General features: G+C 74.5%; 19 protein-coding genes. 12 read left to right on the top strand and 7 right to left on the bottom strand.

Going from position 1 to position 17,617, the window contains the following annotated elements:
- Positions 1-209 precede the first annotated feature (209 nt).
- The 3 genes from pyrG (at position 210) to EBM89_RS03555 (ending at position 3,667) form a co-directional block, all read left to right on the top strand.
- Positions 210-1,898, top strand: a complete 1,689-nt coding sequence (gene pyrG / locus EBM89_RS03565; protein ID WP_122148083.1) for a CTP synthase — start codon at positions 210-212, stop codon at positions 1,896-1,898.
- On the top strand, positions 1,898-2,506 hold the full coding sequence (locus tag EBM89_RS03560) for an NUDIX domain-containing protein (protein WP_122148082.1): 609 nt from the start codon (positions 1,898-1,900) through the stop codon (positions 2,504-2,506). The genes pyrG and EBM89_RS03560 overlap by 1 nt, the downstream gene beginning before the upstream one ends.
- A 159-nt stretch (positions 2,507-2,665) precedes the next feature.
- Positions 2,666-3,667, top strand: a complete 1,002-nt coding sequence (locus EBM89_RS03555) for a GGDEF domain-containing protein (RefSeq protein ID WP_122148081.1) — start codon at positions 2,666-2,668, stop codon at positions 3,665-3,667.
- 1 nt (position 3,668) lies between these two features.
- Here the strand turns inward: EBM89_RS03555 and EBM89_RS03550 are convergent, their stop codons facing one another.
- The 3 genes from EBM89_RS03550 to EBM89_RS03540 form a co-directional block, all read right to left on the bottom strand.
- Positions 3,669-4,475: an ABC transporter permease gene (locus tag EBM89_RS03550; protein ID WP_122148080.1), complete on the bottom strand. Its 807-nt coding sequence runs from the start codon at positions 4,473-4,475 to the stop codon at positions 3,669-3,671.
- Positions 4,475-5,455 carry an ATP-binding cassette domain-containing protein gene (locus EBM89_RS03545; protein ID WP_122148079.1) on the bottom strand — a complete coding sequence of 327 codons (981 nt, stop codon included), beginning with the start codon at positions 5,453-5,455 and terminating at the stop codon, positions 4,475-4,477. Before EBM89_RS03545 ends, EBM89_RS03550 begins: the two co-directional genes overlap by 1 nt.
- Positions 5,456-5,523: 68 nt before the next feature.
- Positions 5,524-5,892, bottom strand: coding sequence for a DUF4406 domain-containing protein (locus EBM89_RS03540; RefSeq protein WP_122148092.1), 369 nt, complete (start codon positions 5,890-5,892; stop codon positions 5,524-5,526).
- Positions 5,893-5,969: 77 nt separating this feature from the next.
- Here EBM89_RS03540 and EBM89_RS03535 point away from each other — a divergent pair, with 77 nt between their 5' ends.
- Entirely contained in the window at positions 5,970-6,728 is a 759-nt protein-coding gene (locus EBM89_RS03535; RefSeq protein ID WP_122148078.1) for a DeoR/GlpR family DNA-binding transcription regulator, read from the top strand.
- Between the two features lie 24 nt (positions 6,729-6,752).
- On the opposite strand, the gene EBM89_RS03530 is transcribed toward EBM89_RS03535, so the two are convergent.
- From EBM89_RS03530 to EBM89_RS03520, 3 genes are all read right to left on the bottom strand, one after another.
- A complete protein-coding gene (locus EBM89_RS03530; protein WP_122148077.1) occupies positions 6,753-7,682 on the bottom strand; it encodes a COX15/CtaA family protein in 930 nt (309 codons plus the stop codon).
- Between the two features lie 71 nt (positions 7,683-7,753).
- Positions 7,754-8,524, bottom strand: coding sequence for an ABC transporter permease (locus EBM89_RS03525; RefSeq protein ID WP_122148076.1), 771 nt, complete (start codon positions 8,522-8,524; stop codon positions 7,754-7,756).
- Positions 8,521-9,489, bottom strand: coding sequence for an ABC transporter ATP-binding protein (locus EBM89_RS03520; RefSeq protein ID WP_233571516.1), 969 nt, complete (start codon positions 9,487-9,489; stop codon positions 8,521-8,523). Before EBM89_RS03520 ends, EBM89_RS03525 begins: the two co-directional genes overlap by 4 nt.
- A gap of 111 nt (positions 9,490-9,600) precedes the next feature.
- Here EBM89_RS03520 and EBM89_RS03515 point away from each other — a divergent pair, with 111 nt between their 5' ends.
- From EBM89_RS03515 to EBM89_RS03480, 8 genes are all read left to right on the top strand, one after another.
- Positions 9,601-10,347: a helix-turn-helix transcriptional regulator gene (locus EBM89_RS03515; RefSeq protein ID WP_122148075.1), complete on the top strand. Its 747-nt coding sequence runs from the start codon at positions 9,601-9,603 to the stop codon at positions 10,345-10,347.
- A gap of 73 nt (positions 10,348-10,420) precedes the next feature.
- The gene (gene sufB / locus EBM89_RS03510) at positions 10,421-11,866 is read left to right on the top strand and encodes a Fe-S cluster assembly protein SufB (protein WP_122148074.1); all 1,446 of its coding nucleotides are present in this window, start codon (positions 10,421-10,423) and stop codon (positions 11,864-11,866) included.
- The gene (sufD, locus tag EBM89_RS03505; RefSeq protein ID WP_122148073.1) at positions 11,866-13,197 is read left to right on the top strand and encodes a Fe-S cluster assembly protein SufD; all 1,332 of its coding nucleotides are present in this window, start codon (positions 11,866-11,868) and stop codon (positions 13,195-13,197) included. Before sufB ends, sufD begins: the two co-directional genes overlap by 1 nt.
- Positions 13,194-13,526, top strand: a complete 333-nt coding sequence (locus EBM89_RS03500; protein WP_122148072.1) for a non-heme iron oxygenase ferredoxin subunit — start codon at positions 13,194-13,196, stop codon at positions 13,524-13,526. The genes sufD and EBM89_RS03500 overlap by 4 nt, the downstream gene beginning before the upstream one ends.
- 29 nt (positions 13,527-13,555) lie before the next feature.
- Positions 13,556-14,320, top strand: a complete 765-nt coding sequence (gene sufC / locus EBM89_RS03495) for a Fe-S cluster assembly ATPase SufC (RefSeq protein WP_122148071.1) — start codon at positions 13,556-13,558, stop codon at positions 14,318-14,320.
- Between the two features lie 137 nt (positions 14,321-14,457).
- Positions 14,458-15,792 (top strand): SufS family cysteine desulfurase, encoded by a 1,335-nt coding sequence (locus EBM89_RS03490; protein WP_122148070.1) that lies wholly within the window; start codon positions 14,458-14,460, stop codon positions 15,790-15,792.
- 58 nt (positions 15,793-15,850) lie between these two features.
- Positions 15,851-16,345: a Fe-S cluster assembly sulfur transfer protein SufU gene (sufU, locus tag EBM89_RS03485; protein ID WP_199731960.1), complete on the top strand. Its 495-nt coding sequence runs from the start codon at positions 15,851-15,853 to the stop codon at positions 16,343-16,345.
- On the top strand, positions 16,342-16,692 hold the full coding sequence (locus EBM89_RS03480; protein WP_122148069.1) for a metal-sulfur cluster assembly factor: 351 nt from the start codon (positions 16,342-16,344) through the stop codon (positions 16,690-16,692). Before sufU ends, EBM89_RS03480 begins: the two co-directional genes overlap by 4 nt.
- A gap of 71 nt (positions 16,693-16,763) precedes the next feature.
- On the opposite strand, the gene EBM89_RS03475 is transcribed toward EBM89_RS03480, so the two are convergent.
- Complete coding sequence (locus tag EBM89_RS03475; protein WP_122148068.1) at positions 16,764-17,576, bottom strand: hypothetical protein; 813 nt, start codon at positions 17,574-17,576, stop codon at positions 16,764-16,766.
- Positions 17,577-17,617: the final 41 nt, after the last annotated feature.

Raw genomic sequence — 17,617 nt, 5'->3', positions numbered from 1 at the left:
GCGGTCGCCGCGGTGCTGGCCGACGACGCCCGGCGCGCCGCGCTGGGGCAGGCCGCGCTCGCGCGGGCGGCGACGCTGCCCACCGGGGCCGACGTGCTCGCGCAGCTGGACCGCGCGTACGCGCGCTGACCAGCGGTCCGGGTGGTGCTGAGCACGTCGACCGGCGGGGCGGCCCCACGACGGCCTCGCGTCCGGTACAGTGGAAGCCCGTGGCAGAGCGCGTAAACCGACTCTCCGGGCGGTCGGACTCCACGACCCGGCACATCTTCGTCACGGGAGGCGTCGCCTCCTCACTGGGCAAGGGCCTCACGGCCTCGAGCCTCGGGCGACTTCTCCGTTCCCGCGGCATGCGGGTCACGATGCAGAAGCTCGACCCCTACCTCAACGTCGACCCCGGGACGATGAACCCGTTCCAGCACGGTGAGGTCTTCGTCACCGAGGACGGGGCCGAGACGGACCTCGACGTCGGTCACTACGAGCGGTTCCTGGACGTCGACCTCGTCGGCTCCGCGAACGTGACGACGGGCCAGGTCTACTCGCACGTCATCGCGAAGGAGCGGCGCGGCGAGTACCTCGGCGACACCGTCCAGGTCATCCCGCACATCACCGACGAGATCAAGACCCGCATGCGGTCGCAGGCGGCCGATGACGTCGACATCATCATCACCGAGATCGGCGGCACCGTCGGCGACATCGAGTCGCAGCCGTTCCTCGAGGCGGCCCGCCAGGTCCGGCACGAGCTCGGTCGCGACAACGTGTTCTTCCTGCACGTGTCGCTGGTGCCGTACATCGGCCCGTCCGGCGAGCTGAAGACCAAGCCGACGCAGCACTCCGTGGCCGCGCTGCGCAGCATCGGCATCCAGCCCGACGCGATCGTGCTGCGGTCCGACCGCGAGATCCCGCAGTCCATCAAGGCGAAGATCGCCCTGATGTGCGACGTCGACACCCAGGGCGTCATCTCCTGCGTGGACGCGCCGAGCATCTACGACATCCCGCGCGTCATCCACGCCGAGGGCCTGGACGCGTACGTCGTGCAGCGCCTCGGCCTGCAGTTCCGCGACGTGGACTGGAGCGGCTGGGACGACCTGCTGGAGCGCGTGCACCAGCCCGCGCACCACGTCGAGGTCGCGCTGGTCGGCAAGTACATCGACCTGCCGGACGCCTACCTGTCGGTGACCGAGGCGCTGCGCGCCGGTGGCTTCCACAACCAGGCGAAGGTCAAGATCCGCTGGGTCCCGTCCGACGACTGCCAGACCCCCGAGGGCGCGGCGCGCGCGCTCGGCGGCGTCGACGCCGTGCTCGTTCCCGGCGGGTTCGGCGTGCGCGGCATCGAGGGCAAGCTCGGCGCCCTGCGCTGGGCGCGCGAGAGCCGGGTGCCGACGCTCGGCATCTGCCTCGGCCTCCAGACCATGGTCATCGAGTACGCCCGCAACGTGCTCGGCCTGCCCGGGGCGTCGTCCTCGGAGTTCGACACGGACCCGGCCGACCCGGTCGTGGCGACCATGGCCGAGCAGCTCGCGATCGTCGGCGGCGACGGCGACCTCGGCGGCACGATGCGCCTCGGCTCGTACGAGGCCGTGCTCACCGAGGGCTCGGTCGCGGCCGCGGCCTACGGCGCCACCCGGGTCACCGAGCGGCACCGCCACCGGTACGAGGTCAACAACGCGTACCGCGCGCGCCTGGAGGAGGCCGGTCTGGTCATCTCCGGCGTGTCCCCGGACTCGTCGCTGGTCGAGTTCGTCGAGCTGCCGCGCGAGACGCACCCGTACTACGTCGCCACTCAGGCGCACCCGGAGTTCAAGTCCCGGCCGACGCGGGCGCACCCGCTGTTCGCCGGGCTGATCGCGGCGGCGCTCGAGGCGCAGGGCGCGGGCGCGAAGGCGAAGGCGACGGCCTGATGACCGCGGAGCAGGGCGGGCCGGCCGACCGGCCCGCCCCGCGCCCGGTCCTGGAGCGCACCGACCTGCACCACGGGAAGATCTGGGACCTCGTCTCGGAGACCGTGGACCTCGGCGCGAGCCAGGTGGTCCGCGAGTTCGTCGACCACCCCGGGGCCGTCGCGGTCATCGCGCTCGACGACCAGGACCGGGTGCTGCTGCTGCGGCAGTACCGGCACCCGGTGCGGCGCGAGCTGTGGGAGCCGCCCGCCGGGCTGCGCGACGTCGACGGCGAGGACCCGCGGCTGACCGCCGCGCGCGAGCTCGCCGAGGAGGCCGACCTGCGGGCGGCCACCTGGGACCTGCTGACCGAGTTCCACACGTCGCCCGGCGGCTCGGACGAGGAGATCCTCGTCTACCTGGCGCGCGACCTGTCCGAGGTCCCCGCGGCCGAGCGGTTCACCCGCGAGGACGAGGAGGCCGACATGGTGCCCGTCTGGCTGCCGCTGGACGAGGCGGTCGAGGCGGTCCTCGCCGGGCGCCTGCACAGCCCGAGCGCGGTCGTCGGGATCCTCGCCGCCGCGGCGGCGCGCGACCGCGGGTGGCGCACGCTGCGCCCTGCGGGCTGACGACCCGCCCTGCCCCACCGTCTCGGGGCCTGCTCGACCTGCCACCGGTGACGGCCGGCCCCCCACCCGGGGTGCCGGCCGTCGTCGCACGCTGGGCCGGACGGCTGACGCCGCACCCGAAGGGGTCACGCGGGCGCCGGACCGGTCGATCGGACGGGCGTGCGCGTCCTCGACGGTCCCGGCCGCGGTGGGGCGCGCCTGTACCCGGCCGCGACCCACTGCGCCGCGGCCCTCGGACTGTGCGCGCTGCTCTGCCTGCTGAGCGCGGTGGCCCCGCCGTCGCGGCTCGCGCTGGTCGAGGTCTGGTACGCCGCGTCCGGGGCGCTCGCGCTGCTCGCCGGGGCGCTGCTGCTCGCCCGGCGGCACCCGCGGGCGCCGCTGGTCGCGCTCGTCCTCGCGATGCTGGTCGGGGCCGTGCTCGTCGCGAGCTGCCAGACCGCCGTGGGTGTCGTGACGACCAGCCTCGGGCTCGTCGTCGCCGGGCAGGCCGCCGCGCTGCTGGGCGACGGGTCGACGGTCCGGGCGGTGCTGGTGGTCGACGTGCTCGCGCTCGGTGCCGGGATGCTCGCGTCGCCCGTGCGGTTCCGGCCCACCACGTTCGTGGTGCTCGCGGCGACGACGGTCGCGATGAGCGCCCTCGTCGGGTACCTCGTGGCACGGCTGCGGGTGCTCGCCACCACCGACGACCTCACGGGTGCCCTGACCCGGGCGGCGTTCGCCGAGCGGGCGGCCGCGGTGGTCCGGGGTGCGGCCCGGCGCGGGCGGCCGGTCAGCGTGGTGTGCCTCGACGTCGACGACTTCAAGCAGGTCAACGACACCCGGGGTCACCAGGCGGGTGACGCCGTGCTGGTCCGGCTGGTCGAGGGGTGGCGGGCCGCGCTGGGCCGCACGGACGTCATCGGGCGGCTCGGCGGGGACGAGTTCGCGGTGGTGCTGGACGGGCGGGACGAGGCGGCGGCGCTCGCGTGGGCGCGGGCCGCCGGGGCCGGGGGCCCGGAGGGGTCGCAGGCGGACGAGCCCGTCGACCCGACGTGGAGCCACGGCGTCGCCCAGGCGCGGGGCGACGAGCCCGTGGCCGCGCTGCTCGCGCGGGCGGACACGGCGATGTACGCGAGCAAGACCCGCCGTACCCCGGTGGTCCCGGCCCCCGGTCCCGCCTGAGTCAGCGGCTGGTCGACACGCGGTACTGCGCGTTGGCGAGCGGGACGAACACCAGCAGGAACAGCGCCGACCACAGCAGGGTGTACACCTCGGGGTGCTGCAGCGGCCACGCGGTCGGCTCGGGCGTCCCGGGCGGGATGTTGCCGAACAGCTCGCGCGCGGCCTGGGTCACCGAGGACACCGGGTTCCACTCCGCAAAGGTCTGCAGCGGCGCGGGCAGCGTCTCCAGCGGGACGAACGTGTTCGCCACGAACGTCAGCGGGAAGATCACCACGAACGACGCGTTGTTCACCACCTCGGGGCTGGGCACGAGCATGCCGATCCAGGCCATGATCCAGCTGATCGCGTAGGCGAACACGAGCAGCAGCCCGACGCCCGCCAGCGCGTCCAGCCAGGACGACCGGATGCGCCAGCCCACGACCAGCCCCGTCAGGCCCATGACGACGAGCACGATGACGTTGTTCACCACGTCGGAGAACGTCCGGCCGGTCAGCACCGCCGACGGGGCCATCGGCAGGGACCGGAACCGGTCGAGGATGCCCTTCTTCAGGTCCTCGGCGAGGGCCGCCCCGGTGACCGTCGCCCCGAAGATCACCGTCTGGGCGAAGATCCCCGCGATGAGGAACTCCCGGTAGGCAGCCCCGCCGCCCTGCTGGTCGATCGCGCCGCCGAACACGTACGAGAACAGCAGCACGAACATGATCGGCGACAGCGTCGTGAAGACCAGCAGGTCGGGGACCCGCTTGATCTTGATGATGTTGCGCTTCGCGACCACCGCCGCGTCGGCGATGACGTGGGGGACCGCCATCACGCACCTCCCTGCTCGTCGGGGGCGTCCTCGTCGCCGGGCTCGGCGGCCCGGCCGGTGAGGGCGAGGAACACGTCGTCCAGGGTCGGGCGGCGCAGACCGACGTCCTCCAGCGCGACCCCCGCGTCGTCGAGGCGGCGCAGGGCCTCGCTGAGCACGTCGGGGCCGCCGGACACCGGGATCAGGAAGGCGCGCCGGCCCTCGTCCACGGTCGGCGCCGCGACGCCGAGCGGCGTGAGCGCCTCCGTGACCCGGGGGAGGAGCGCCGCGTCCGCGACGGTGAGCTCCAGCCGCTCGCCGCCCACCTGGCGCTTGAGCTGGTCCGCCGTGCCCTGCGCGATGATCCGGCCGTGGTCGATCACCACGATCTCGTCGGCGAGGACGTCCGCCTCCTCCAGGTACTGCGTGGTGAGCAGCACGGTCGTGCCGCCCGCCACCAGCGTCTGGATGACCTCCCACATGTCGGTGCGGCCGCGCGGGTCCAGGCCGGTGGTGGGCTCGTCGAGGAAGATCACCGGTGGGTCGGCCACCAGCGCCCCGGCGAGGTCGAGGCGACGCCGCATGCCGCCCGAGTACGTGCGGGTCGGCCGGTCGGCGGCGTCCTCCAGCCGGAACGACGCCAGCAGCTCGCGCGCCCGCGCCCGGGACCGGCGGGCCCCGAGGTGGTAGAGCCGCCCGATCATGTCGAGGTTCTCGTACCCGGTCAGGTACTCGTCCACGGCCGCGTACTGGCCGGACAGCCCGATGCGCCGCCGCACCTCGGCGGGCCGGGACAGCACGTCCACGCCCATGACCTCCGCGCTGCCGCCGTCGGGACGCAGCAGGGTGGACAGGACGCGGACGATGGTGGTCTTGCCCGCCCCGTTGGGGCCGAGCAGTCCGAGCACCGTGCCGCTCGGCACGGTGAGGTCGACGCCGTCGAGGGCGATGACGCCCTTGTAGCGCTTGAGGAGCCCGCGGGCTGCGATGGCCTGGTCCATGCGCCGAGCGTAGATGTGACCTGTGACACATTTCGAGGGTGCGGGCCCGGGCGCGGTGGCGCCGCAGGTCAGGTGGTCGCCGGGGGGATCTCCTCGACGGACGTGTACACCGGCAGCCCGCGGCGGCGGGCGATGGCGACGTCCTGGTCCGCCCCGCGGGACTCGCCGGGCAGGCGCAGGACGGCGTCGCAGTGCTGGAGCAGCCGCTCGGCGGTCGGGTACAGCACGTCGGCGGCGCGCGGGTCGGTCGGGCCGGAGGCGCCCATGCTCGCGAGTACGGGCAGGGCCACCCACTCGCCGATCATCGGAACGTGCCCGCGGGCGAACACCGGCCAGGCGGCCTCCTCCAGGCGGCGCAGGTTGGCGGCCATCGCGGCGGGATCGCCGTCGGTGCCGGACTGGTACGGGCCGGCGATGAGGATCAGCTGTGCGGTCATGGCGCCGACCATAACGTGCAGAACCGTGCAACACTAGGCAGGACCGCGAATCAACCGTGCACCACCCAGGAGGCGACATGCTGCCCGCGCAGCGACGGGACGAGCTCATCCGGGTCCTCACGACCGAGGGCCGCGTCGTGGCCCGGGAGGTCGCCGAGCGCCTCGGGCTCTCCGAGGACACCGTGCGCCGCGACCTGCGCGACATGGCCGCCGCCGGGGTGTGCCAGCGGGTCTACGGCGGCGCGCTGCCGGTGTCGCCCGCCGTCGCCGACTACGCGGTGCGGCAGGGCGTCGCCGTCGAGAACAAGGACCGCGTCGCCCGCCGCGCCGCCGCGCTGGTGCGTCCCGGCAGCACCGCGATCCTCGACGGCGGCACCACCGCGCTCGCCGTGGCCCGCGCGCTGCCGCCGGACCTCGACGCCACCGTCGTCACGCACAGCCCCACCGTCGCGGCCGCCCTCGCCGCGCACCCCACGGTCGAGGTGCTGATCCTGGGCGGGCGGCTGTTCAAGCACTCCGTGGTCGCCTCCGGCGCGCTGCTCGCCGAGGCCGCCGCCGGGGTCGTCGCGGACGTCTTCCTGCTCGGCGTCACCGGCGTGCACGCCGAGGCCGGGCTGACCACGGGGGACGCCGACGAGGCCGCCACCAAGCGCGCGCTCGCCGCCCGGGCGGGGGACACCTACGTGCTCGCCAGCGCCGAGAAGGTCGGGGCGGCGTCGCCGTTCCGGGTGCTGCCGCTCGAGGACGTCACGGGGATCGTCACGGACGTCGACCTCGGGGAGCCCGCCGCGCGGGCGCTCGCCGAGGCGGGCGCGACGCTGCTGCCCGCGCCATGAGCGCGGGTCGCCCGGCGGCGGGCGTCAGGCCCGGGTGCGGAACGTCAGCAGGTACCGCGTGGTGCCCCCGGCGAGCAGCGCCGCGCCGAGCATGTGCAGCAGCACCATGAGGATCGGCAGGTCGGTGGCGACCTGCACGTACCCGATGACCCCCTGCACCGCGACGAGCGCGACCATCACCCAGCCCCGGCGGCGCAGCACGGCGGGACCGCGGCGGTTCAGCCAGAGCAGCGCGGCGAGCACGGCGATGAACACCCACACCGACACGGCGTGCACCCGGGCCATCAGGTACGGGTCGACGTCGAACCGGTAGCCGACCTCGGAGTCCCCGGAGTGCGGGCCCGCGCCGGTGGTGATCGCCCCGAGGACGAGGACCACGCCCATGAGCACGGCGAGCACCGGGGCGAGGCGCAGGGCAGTGGCCCCGACGACCGGCACGGGCGTGCCGTCGCCTTCCTGGCTGCGGTGCACGAGCAGCGTCGACGTCACGACCAGCAGCATCGACACCAGGAAGTGCAGGCTGACCCACGCGGGGTGCAGGTGCAGCAGCACGATGACGCCGCCGATGAGGGCCTGCGCGGCCACGCCGACCAGCGGGGCGGAGCCCAGCCACCGGTAGGCGCGGCTGCGGCGGGTGTCGGTGACGACGACCAGCAGCGTCGCGAGCGCGAGGACGCCCAGCACGCCGGTGAGGGTGCGGTTCCCGAACTCGACGAACGGGTGGTACGTCGCCGCCTCGTGGAAGACGGGCGTGAACTGCCCGGGCTCGCACTGCGGCCACGTGGAGCAGCCGAGGCCGGAGCCGGTGAGCCGGACGGCGCCGCCGGTGACGACGATGCCGATCTGCCCGACGAGGTTGGCGACCAGCACGGGGGTGGTGAACCGGTCGCGCCAGGTGCTCGCACCCGTCGTCGGCGGGGGTGCGGGGGCGTCGGTGACCTCGGGACTGCTCACCCGCTCAGCCTACGGTCCGCGCGACCCCCGCCCGCCCGCGTCGCGGGGAGTCCTTGGTCACCCGGCGGGCGTCAGGTCCAGCGGAACCAGCGGCGCACGGCCGCCGCGAGCACGAGCGTCCACGCCGCGAGGGCGGCGAGGTGCGCGGCGGGGAACGCGCCGTCCACGAGGGCGCCGCGCAGCGCCTCGCCGAGCGCGCCCGGCGGCAGCCACTGCGCGACGGCCGCCCACCAGGACGGCAGGTCGGCGACGGGCAGCACGACGCCGCCGACGACGGCGAGCACGACGAGCAGCAGGTTCGCGACCGCGAGCACGGCCTCGGCGCGCAGCGTCCCGGCGAGCAGCAGCGCGAGCGCGGTGAACGCGGCGACGCCGAGCACGAGGGCGAGCAGCGCGGCGGGCAGGCCCGCGGGCTCGGGCCGCCAGCCGAGCGCGAGCCCGGTGGCCGCGACGGCGACGACCTGGAGCGTTGCGACGACGAGCACGGCGAGGGCCTTGCCCGCGAGCATCCCGCTGCGGCCCAGCGGGGTGGTGGCCAGCAGCCGCAGCACGCCGTTGCGCCGGTCGAAGGCGGTGGCGATGGCCTGGGACGTCATCGAGCCCGCCATGACGGCGAGGCCGAGGACGCCGGGCGTGACGACGTCGATGCGCGCGGCGTCGCCGGTGCCCACGTCGAGGAACGACGACCGGCCGAGGGCCAGCAGGGCGACGACCGGGATGATCAGGGTGACGAGCAGCTGCTCGCCGTTGCGCAGCACCGCCAGGGTCTCGAACCGGGCCTGGGCGAGCACCCGGCGCGCGGCGGGCGCGGCACGGTCGGCGCCGGTGAGGTCGGCGGTCATCGCAGGGTCCGTCCGGTCAGGTCGAGGAACACGTCCTCGAGGGTGCGGCGCCCGACGTCCACGCGCGTGAGCAGCACGTCGCGCCCGGCGCACCAGGTGGCGAGCGCGGCCAGGAGGGCGGGGGAGGCGGGGTGGTCGACGGCGTAGTCGCCGGGGGCGGTCTCCCGCACGGCGGGTGCGGCGCCTCCGGTCGCGGGGGCGAGCGCCAGGGCGAGGTCGGCCACGGGCAGGCCGGGCGCGGCGCGGAACGTCGCCCCGGGGTGGTGCCCGCCGTCCGGCACGGCGGCCCCGGCGAGCAGCTCGGGGACGGTGCCGCGCGCGATGACCCGGCCGTGGTCGACCACCGCGACGTCGTCGGCGAGGGTCTCGGCCTCGTCCATGAGGTGCGTGGTGAGCAGGACGGCGACGCCGTCGGCCCGCAGCTCGGCGACGAGGTCCCAGACCGCACGGCGCGCCTGCGGGTCGAGCCCGGCGGACGGCTCGTCCAGGAAGACGACGTCGGGGCGCCCGACCACGGCGGTCGCGAGCGCGAGGCGCTGCCGCTGCCCGCCGGACAGCCGTCGCACGGTCGTGCGCGCGAACGGTCGCAGCCCGAGGCGGTCGGCCAGCGCGTCCACGTCGCGCGGCCGGGCGTACATGGCGGCGACGTGCCGCAGGACGTCGAGGGCGGGCACGCCGGTGGGCAGGCCGCCGTCCTGGAGCATCACGCCGACGCGGGGCCGCAGGGCGCGGGCGTCGGCGACGGGGTCGAGGCCGAGCACGCGCACGGTGCCGCCGTCGGGGGCGCGCAGGCCCTCGCAGCACTCGACGGTGGTGGTCTTGCCGGCGCCGTTGGGGCCGAGCACCGCCGTCACCCGTCCGGGCGAGGCGTGCAGGTCGAGTCCGTCGACGACGGCACGGCCGTCGTACCGCTTCACGAGCCCGCGGACCTCGACGGCGGGCGGGGAGGAGGGGTGGCCGAGCACCCGGTGAGTCTAGGTGCCCGCGCGACGGGTGAGGGCAACCTTGCTTGCGTGGACGTATTTCGGCAACAAGGATGTTGCCGATATCGGCAGCGGCGGACCGGAGGAGGGTGCATGAGCCAGACGACCCCCGTCCGCGGACCCGCGGACGTGCGCGTGACCGAGTCCGACTCCGAGGCGGGCACCCGCCGCCGGGTCCTCGACCTCATCGCCGCCGACGGACCGGTGTCCGCGGCGGAGCTCGCCGCCGAGCTCGACCTCACGGCCGCCGCCGTCCGCCGGCACCTCGCGGTCCTCGAGGGCGAGCAGCAGATCGGCGTGCACGACGGCGCCGGACCCGCGGGCCCGGCCCGGCGCGGGCGCCCCGCCAAGCGGTACGTCGTCACGACGGCCGGGCAGGCGGCGCTGTCCCAGCAGTACTCCGAGCTCGCGTCGCAGGCGCTGCGGTTCGTCGCCGAGATCGGCGGGGCGGATGCGGTGCGCAGCTTCGCCGAGCGGCGCGTCCGCGAGCTCGAGGAGCGGCACGCCGACGCGCTGGCCGAGGCCGGCGACGACACGGGGCGCCGGGCGCGCGTGCTCGCCGAGGGCCTGGCCCTCGAGGGCTTCGCCGCCACCGCCCGCCCCGTGCCCGGGACCGCCGCGATCCAGCTGTGCCAGGGCCACTGCCCGGTGCAGGACGTCGCCAGCGAGTTCCCGGAGCTGTGCGAGGCGGAGGCGCACGCGTTCTCCCGGATGCTCGGCGTGCACGTGCAGCGGCTCGCGACCCTCGCGGGCGGCGGCCACGTGTGCACGACCAACATCCCGATCGTGCCGCTGCGGCGGCGACCGCCCGACAGCGCCCCGGCCCCCGGCGACGGCTGACCCCCCGCGCGCCCCGGCGCGCCCACCGACCACCCCTGAGCCCCCCGACCCCCGTGTGCGGAAGGACGACACCATGACGACGACGGACCCGGCACGCCCGGCCGCCGAGCCGATGAGCCAGGACGAGGCCATCGCCTCGATCGGCACCTACGGCTACGGCTGGCACGACACCGACGACGCGGGCGCCACGGCGCAGCGCGGCCTGTCGGAGGACGTCGTGCGCAACATCTCGGCGCTCAAGAACGAGCCCGAGTGGATGCTCAAGACGCGCCTGAAGGCGCTGCGCCTGTTCGACAAGAAGCCCATGCCCTGGTGGGGCGCGGACCTGTCGGGCATCGACTTCGACAACATCAAGTACTTCGTGCGGTCCACGGAGAAGCAGGCGACCTCCTGGGAGGAGCTGCCCGAGGACATCAAGAACACGTACGACCGGCTCGGCATCCCGGAGGCGGAGAAGCAGCGCCTCGTCGCGGGCGTCGCCGCGCAGTACGAGTCCGAGGTCGTCTACCACCAGATCCGCGAGGACCTGGAGGCGCAGGGCGTCATCTTCGTCGACACCGACACCGGCCTGCGGGAGTACCCGGAGCTGTTCGAGCAGTACTTCGGCTCCGTGATCCCCCCGGGCGACAACAAGTTCGCGTCGCTCAACACCGCGGTGTGGTCGGGCGGCTCGTTCGTCTACGTGCCGCCGGGCGTGCACGTCGAGATCCCGCTGCAGGCCTACTTCCGGATCAACACCGAGAACATGGGCCAGTTCGAGCGGACGCTGATCATCGCGGACGAGGGCTCGTACGTGCACTACGTCGAGGGCTGCACCGCCCCGATCTACCAGTCCGACTCGCTGCACTCCGCGGTGGTCGAGATCGTCGTGAAGAAGAACGCCCGCGTGCGCTACACGACCATCCAGAACTGGTCGAACAACGTCTACAACCTCGTGACCAAGCGGGCGACCGCCGCCGAGGGCGCGACGATGGAGTGGGTCGACGGCAACATCGGCTCCAAGGTCACCATGAAGTACCCGGCGATCTACCTGCTGGGCGAGCACGCCCGCGGCGAGACGCTGTCCATCGCCTTCGCGGGCGAGGGCCAGCACCAGGACGCCGGCTGCAAGATGGTGCACGCCGCCCCGCACACCTCCTCGTCGATCGTGTCGAAGTCCGTCGCCCGCGGTGGCGGCCGGACGTCGTACCGCGGCCTGGTGCAGGTGCTGGAGGGCGCGAGCCACTCCGCGTCGAACGTCCTGTGCGACGCGCTGCTGGTCGACCAGATCTCCCGGTCCGACACCTACCCGTACGTGGACGTCCGCGAGGACGACGTGTCCATGGGTCACGAGGCCACGGTGTCCCGGGTGTCCGAGGACCAGCTGTTCTACCTGATGTCCCGCGGCATGACCGAGACGGAGGCCATGGCGATGATCGTGCGCGGGTTCGTGGAGCCCATCGCGCGCGAGCTGCCCATGGAGTACGCCCTCGAGCTGAACCGCCTGATCGAGCTGCAGATGGAAGGGGCCGTCGGCTGATGTCGACCACCGCACCGCTGACCACCGACCACTCCCGCGCGACCGCGGACGGCGCCCACACCCACGGCACGGGCGGCGTCCCGGAGTCGTCCCGGGCCGCGCGCGCGACGTCCTTCGACGTCGCCGACTTCCCGGTGCCGCACGGCCGCGAGGAGGAGTGGCGGTTCTCGCCCGTCGACCGCATCGCCCCGCTGTTCGCGCCGGAGTCCGGCGTGCTCACCGGCCACGGCGTGCTGACCACCGTGGTGAACGCGCCCGAGGTCGAGGTCGAGATCGTCGACCGCGACGACGCGCGCCTCGGCCGGGCCGGCCAGCCCGGCGACCGCGCCGCGGCCGTCGCGTGGGCGTCGTTCCCGCGCGCCACCGTCGTCACCGTCCCGCAGGAGGCCGTCGCCTCGACCGTCACCTCGGTGCGCGTCGAGGGCGTCGAGGGCCAGCTCGAGCCCACCGGCTCGCACCTGCTGGTGCACGCCAAGCCGCTGTCCGAGGCGACCGTCGTCATCGACCACGTCGGCTCGGCGCTGCTGACCGAGACCGTCGAGATCGTCGCCGAGGACGGCGCCCACCTCACCGTCGTGTCGGTGCAGGACTGGGCCGAGGGCTCCGTGCACACAGCGGCGCACCGCATCCGCCTGGGGCGGGACGCCACGGTCAAGCACATCGCCGTGACGCTCGGCGGCGACGTCGTGCGCCTGACGCCGGACGCCGAGTTCGTCGGCGAGGGCGGCTCGGTCGAGATGCTCGGCGTGTACTACGCCGACGCGGGCCAGCACCAGGAGCAGCGCCTGTTCGTGGACCACGCGGTCCCGAACTGCAAGAGCCGCGTCACCTACAAGGGCGCTCTGCAGGGCGAGGGCGCGCACACCGTGTGGGTCGGCGACGTGCTGATCCGCAAGGAGGCCGAGGGCACCGACACCTACGAGCTCAACCGCAACCTGGTCCTCACGGACGGCGCGCGCGCGGACTCGGTGCCGAACCTCGAGATCGAGACGGGCCTCATCGAGGGCGCGGGCCACGCCAGCGCCACCGGCCGGTTCGACGACGAGCAGCTGTTCTACCTGCGTGCCCGCGGCATCCCGGAGACGGACGCCCGGCGCCTGGTCGTGCGCGGCTTCTTCGCCGAGCTGATCAACCAGATCGGCGTCCCGGACGTCGAGACGCGGCTCATCGAGGCCATCGAGCGCGAGCTCGCGCAGTCGATGTCGGAGTTCGCGGGCGCCACGCCGGTCAGCGGCGGCGACCTCGCCTCCGACGTCACCGACCAGACCGACGCCGAGCGCGCCATCCTGGTCGAGCCCGCGTCGGTGACCAGCGCGGACGAGCCCGCATGACGGCCCAGCTGGCCTGCCTGACGTCCGACGTCCCCGAGGCCGGCGCCCTGCGCGTCGAGCTGGAGGGGGAGTCGGGCGTCGTCGAGGTCGCGGTCGTCCGCGACGAGGACGGCGCGCTGCACGCGATCAGCGACATCTGCTCGCACGGCGCCGTCTCGCTGTCCGACGGGGAGGTCGAGGGCTGCACCGTGGAGTGCTGGCTGCACGGGTCGCGGTTCGACCTGCGCACCGGCGAGCCGCTGGGCCCCCCGGCCGTCCGCCCCGTCCCCGTGTACCCGCTGACGGTCGACGGCGAGCGCGTGCTCGTCGACGTCGACACCGTCGGCTGATCTGCCTGAGCCTGACCGAGGAGAACCGCATGTCCACCCTGGAGATCCGCGACCTGCACGTCAGCGTCGAGACGAAGGAGGGCCCCAAGCCCATCCTGCGCGGCGTCGACCTGACCATCAACAGCGGCGAGACCCACGCCATCATGGGCCCGAACGGCTCCGGCAAGTCCACGCTCGCGTACTCGCTCGCGGGCCACCCGAAGTACGAGATCACCTCGGGCACCGTGACGCTCGACGGCGAGGACGTCCTCGAGATGTCCGTTGACGAGCGCGCCCGCGCGGGCCTGTTCCTCGCCATGCAGTACCCGGTCGAGGTCCCGGGCGTCTCGGTGTCGAACTTCCTGCGCACCGCCAAGACCGCCATCGACGGCGAGGCGCCGCCGCTGCGCACCTGGGTCAAGGAGATGACCGGGGCGATGGACAAGCTCCGGATGGACTCGACGTTCTCCGAGCGCTCCGTCAACGAGGGCTTCTCCGGCGGTGAGAAGAAGCGCCACGAGATCCTGCAGATGGAGCTCCTGAAGCCCCGCTTCGCGATCCTCGACGAGACCGACTCGGGCCTCGACGTCGACGCGCTGCGCATCGTGTCCGAGGGCGTGAACCGGGTCAAGGAGTCGACCGAGGTCGGCGTCCTGCTCATCACGCACTACACGCGCATCCTGCGCTACATCAAGCCGGACTTCGTCCACGTCTTCGTGGACGGCCGCGTCGCCGAGGAGGGCGGTCCGGAGCTGGCCGAGCGCCTCGAGAACGAGGGCTACGACCGGTTCCTCAGCACGGCGCCGTCCGCCTGACGCACCGCTCGCCCGGGGCGGGTCCGACCGGACCCGCCCCGGGGCACCCGTCCCGGTGGGCGACCGGGACGACAGCAGCACCCGCAGCGACCCGCAGCGACCCGCAGCACCCCGCCGACGAGCACGAGGACGACGACATGACCGACACGCTGGACCGCACCGGACCCGCCGACGAGCACGACGTCGCCCCCCGCACCCTCGGCCCCGCCGAGCTCGCCGCCGTCCGCGCGGACTTCCCGCTGCTGACCCGCACCGTCCGGGACGGGCGCCCGCTGGTCTACCTCGACTCCGGGGCGACCTCGCAGAAGCCCGAGGTCGTGCTCGACGCCGAGCAGGACTTCTACGCGCAGCGCAACGCCGCCGTGCACCGCGGCGCCCACCAGCTCGCGGAGGAGGCCACCGAGGCCTTCGAGACCGCGCGGCACCAGGTCGCCTCGTTCGTCGGCGTCGCGGACGACGAGCTCGTCTGGACGTCCAACGCCACGGCGGGCCTCAACCTCGTCGCGTACGCGATGTCCAACGCCACCCTCGGCCGGGGCGGCGACGCCGCGCGCCGGTTCGCGCTCGCGCCCGGCGACGAGATCGTCGTCACCGAGGCCGAGCACCACGCCAACCTCGTGCCGTGGCAGGAGCTCGCCGCCCGCACCGGCGCCACGCTGCGCTGGCTCGGCGTGGACGACGACGGCCGGATCCGTGCCGACGAGCTCGCGACGGTCGTCACCGACCGCACGAAGGTGCTGGCGTTCACGCACGCGTCCAACGTCACCGGTGCGATCACGGACGTCGCGCCGTTCGTCGCCCGGGCCCGCGAGGTGGGGGCGCTCACCGTGCTCGACGCGTGCCAGAGCGTGCCGCACCTGCCGGTCGACCTGCCCGCGCTCGGCGTGGACTTCGCGGCGTTCTCCGGGCACAAGATGCTCGGCCCCACCGGCGTCGGCGCGCTGTACGGCCGCCGCGAGCTGCTGGAGGCCATGCCGCCCGTCACGACCGGCGGGTCGATGGTCGAGGTCGTCACCATGGAGTCCACGACGTACGCGCCGCCGCCGCGCCGGTTCGAGGCGGGCACGCAGATGGTCTCGCAGGCCGTCGGCATGGGTGCCGCCGCGACCTACCTCGCCGAGCTCGGCATGGACGCGGTCGCCGCGCACGAGCGCCACCTCTCCGGGCTGCTGCTCGACGCCGTGGCGTCCGTGCCCGGTGTCCGCGTCATCGGCCCGACCGAGAACGTCGACCGCCTCGCCACCGTCTCGTTCGTCGTGGACGGCGTGCACGCCCACGACGTGGGCCAGGTGCTGGACGACGCGGGCGTCGCCGTGCGGGTCGGCCACCACTGCGCGCAGCCGCTGCACCGCCGGTTCGGCGTCGCCGCGACCGCCCGGGCCTCGGCGGCCGTCTACACCACCGACGAGGAGATCGCGGTGTTCCGGGAAGCACTGGCGGGGGTCCGCGCGTTCTTCGGGGTGGGAGACTGAACGCCCGCAGCCCCCGCACGACCCGCAGGACCCGCAGCACGCACGAGGACGGAACCGCATGAGCACCCCCATGGAGCAGCTGTACCAGCAGCTGATCCTCGACCACGCCAAGCACCCCGCCCACCGCGGTGCGCAGGAGGCGTACGACGTCGAGGTGCACCACGTGAACCCCACCTGCGGGGACGAGGTCACGCTGCGCGTGCGCCTCGAGCCCGACGCGTCCGGGGCGCCCGTCGTCGGCGAGCTCACCTGGACCGGCCAGGGCTGCTCGATCTCGCAGGCCTCCGCGTCCGTGATGTCGCAGGCCGTCGCGGGCGTCCCCGTCGAGCGCGCGCTGGCGCTGTCCGCCGACTTCCGCGAGCTCATGGACTCCCGCGGCGTGCTGCCCGAGAAGTTCGACGACGACCACCTGGACGAGGCCCTGGAGGACGCCGTCGCGTTCGTCGGCGTCGCCCGGTACCCCGCCCGCATCAAGTGCGCGCTGCTCGGCTGGGCGGCGATGAAGGACGCCGTGGCGCAGGCCGCGGCGACGACCCCCGAGGAGGGACGATGAGCGAGACCACGGAGCCCCAGGCCCCGGCCGCCGCGACGCCCGCGAACGTCGCGGACATCGAGGAGGCCCTGCGCGACGTCATCGACCCGGAGCTCGGCGTCAACGTCGTGGACCTGGGCCTGGTGTACGGCATCGCCATCGACGGCGAGCGCAACGCGACCATCGACATGACCCTGACGTCGGCGGCGTGCCCGCTGACCGACGTCATCGAGGACCAGGCCGGGCAGTCCCTGGACGGTCTCGTCGAGTCCGTGCGGATCAACTGGGTGTGGATGCCGCCGTGGGGCCCCGAGCGCATCACCGAGGACGGCCGGGCGCAGATGCGGGCCATCGGGTTCAACATCTGATCGTCCCGGAGACCTCCGACGGCCGGTCACCCCCCGCGGGGGTGACCGGCCGTCGTGCGTCCCGCGGGTGCTCAGGTGCGCGGGGTCCGGGTGGGCCGCGGCGCGCCCGTCGGGTCCGGCGCGGGCGTGCTGGTGGGACCGGTGGTGCTGGTGGGTGCGGCGCCCGTGACGGTCACCGCGAGGTCGCCCGGCAGGGCGTCCAGCGCGGCACGGGCCACCGCCTCGTGCTCGGGCGGGACGCGCAGCCACCCGGCGGTGCCGTTCAGGCTGCCGCTGCGCACCGGGACCCCCGCGGCGGTCAGCGCACGGAACGCCGCGGTGGCGTCCGCGTCGACGGGCCGGGCGGTGAGCGCGGCGCCGTCGGGCGCCGTCACGGCGAGGGCGGTGCCGGCCCGCCACACCGGCAGGTCGAGCAGCGCGCCGAAGACCGGTGCGAGGGCGGCCGGGTCGGCGACCGAGGCCTCGACCTCGGTCGTCGCGGAGGTCGGCCGGATCGCGAGGGTGCCCTCGCCGGTCGCGGCGGCGGCCGCGTCGCGGACGGCGCGGAGGTCGGCCCAGACCCAGGAGTCCGGGGCGAGCGCGACCTCGGTGGCGGTGCCCGCGACGTCCTGCACCACCGTGACCGCCAGGTCCCCGTCCGCGTCCCGGACCTGCTGCTCGGCGAGGGCGACGGCGGCGGCGACGTCCGCCGGGTCCGCGTCGGGGTCGAGCAGCACCGTGCCGGTCGCGGTGCCGGACCAGGGGAGCGGGTTCTGGCCGCCCGCGTCGACCGACGTGACGCCCGGTGCGCCCCGCAGGGCGTCCTCCAGGTCCTCGGCGATGCTCGTCCCGCGGTTCACGGGGCCGCAGGCGGTGAGCGCGAGCAGCAGGACCCCGGCCGCCACGGCGCCCGTCCGCCTCCGTCGGTGGCGGTCCCCGGTCGTGC

It is taken from the genome of Cellulomonas triticagri, assembly GCF_003696205.1.
GTDB classification, from domain to species: Bacteria; Actinomycetota; Actinomycetes; order Actinomycetales; family Cellulomonadaceae; genus Cellulomonas; species Cellulomonas triticagri.
The sequence above is the reverse complement of the archived record's forward strand: the minus strand, read 5'-3'. Positions and strand labels throughout refer to the sequence as shown.

Bases quoted from the DNA above. Each gene is read 5' to 3' on its own strand.
- EBM89_RS03560 (WP_122148082.1), top strand. From the start codon at position 1,898: ATGACCGCGGAGCAGGGCGGGCCGGCCGACCGGCCCGCCCCGCGCCCG.
- EBM89_RS03550 (WP_122148080.1), bottom strand. From the start codon at position 4,475: ATGGCGGTCCCCCACGTCATCGCCGACGCGGCGGTGGTCGCGAAGCGC.
- EBM89_RS03545 (WP_122148079.1), bottom strand. From the start codon at position 5,455: ATGGACCAGGCCATCGCAGCCCGCGGGCTCCTCAAGCGCTACAAGGGC.
- EBM89_RS03540 (WP_122148092.1), bottom strand. From the start codon at position 5,892: ATGACCGCACAGCTGATCCTCATCGCCGGCCCGTACCAGTCCGGCACC.
- EBM89_RS03535 (WP_122148078.1), top strand. From the start codon at position 5,970: ATGCTGCCCGCGCAGCGACGGGACGAGCTCATCCGGGTCCTCACGACC.
- EBM89_RS03525 (WP_122148076.1), bottom strand. From the start codon at position 8,524: ATGACCGCCGACCTCACCGGCGCCGACCGTGCCGCGCCCGCCGCGCGC.
- EBM89_RS03515 (WP_122148075.1), top strand. From the start codon at position 9,601: ATGAGCCAGACGACCCCCGTCCGCGGACCCGCGGACGTGCGCGTGACC.
- sufB (WP_122148074.1), top strand. From the start codon at position 10,421: ATGACGACGACGGACCCGGCACGCCCGGCCGCCGAGCCGATGAGCCAG.
- sufD (WP_122148073.1), top strand. From the start codon at position 11,866: ATGTCGACCACCGCACCGCTGACCACCGACCACTCCCGCGCGACCGCG.
- EBM89_RS03500 (WP_122148072.1), top strand. From the start codon at position 13,194: ATGACGGCCCAGCTGGCCTGCCTGACGTCCGACGTCCCCGAGGCCGGC.
- sufC (WP_122148071.1), top strand. From the start codon at position 13,556: ATGTCCACCCTGGAGATCCGCGACCTGCACGTCAGCGTCGAGACGAAG.
- EBM89_RS03490 (WP_122148070.1), top strand. From the start codon at position 14,458: ATGACCGACACGCTGGACCGCACCGGACCCGCCGACGAGCACGACGTC.
- sufU (WP_199731960.1), top strand. From the start codon at position 15,851: ATGAGCACCCCCATGGAGCAGCTGTACCAGCAGCTGATCCTCGACCAC.
- EBM89_RS03480 (WP_122148069.1), top strand. From the start codon at position 16,342: ATGAGCGAGACCACGGAGCCCCAGGCCCCGGCCGCCGCGACGCCCGCG.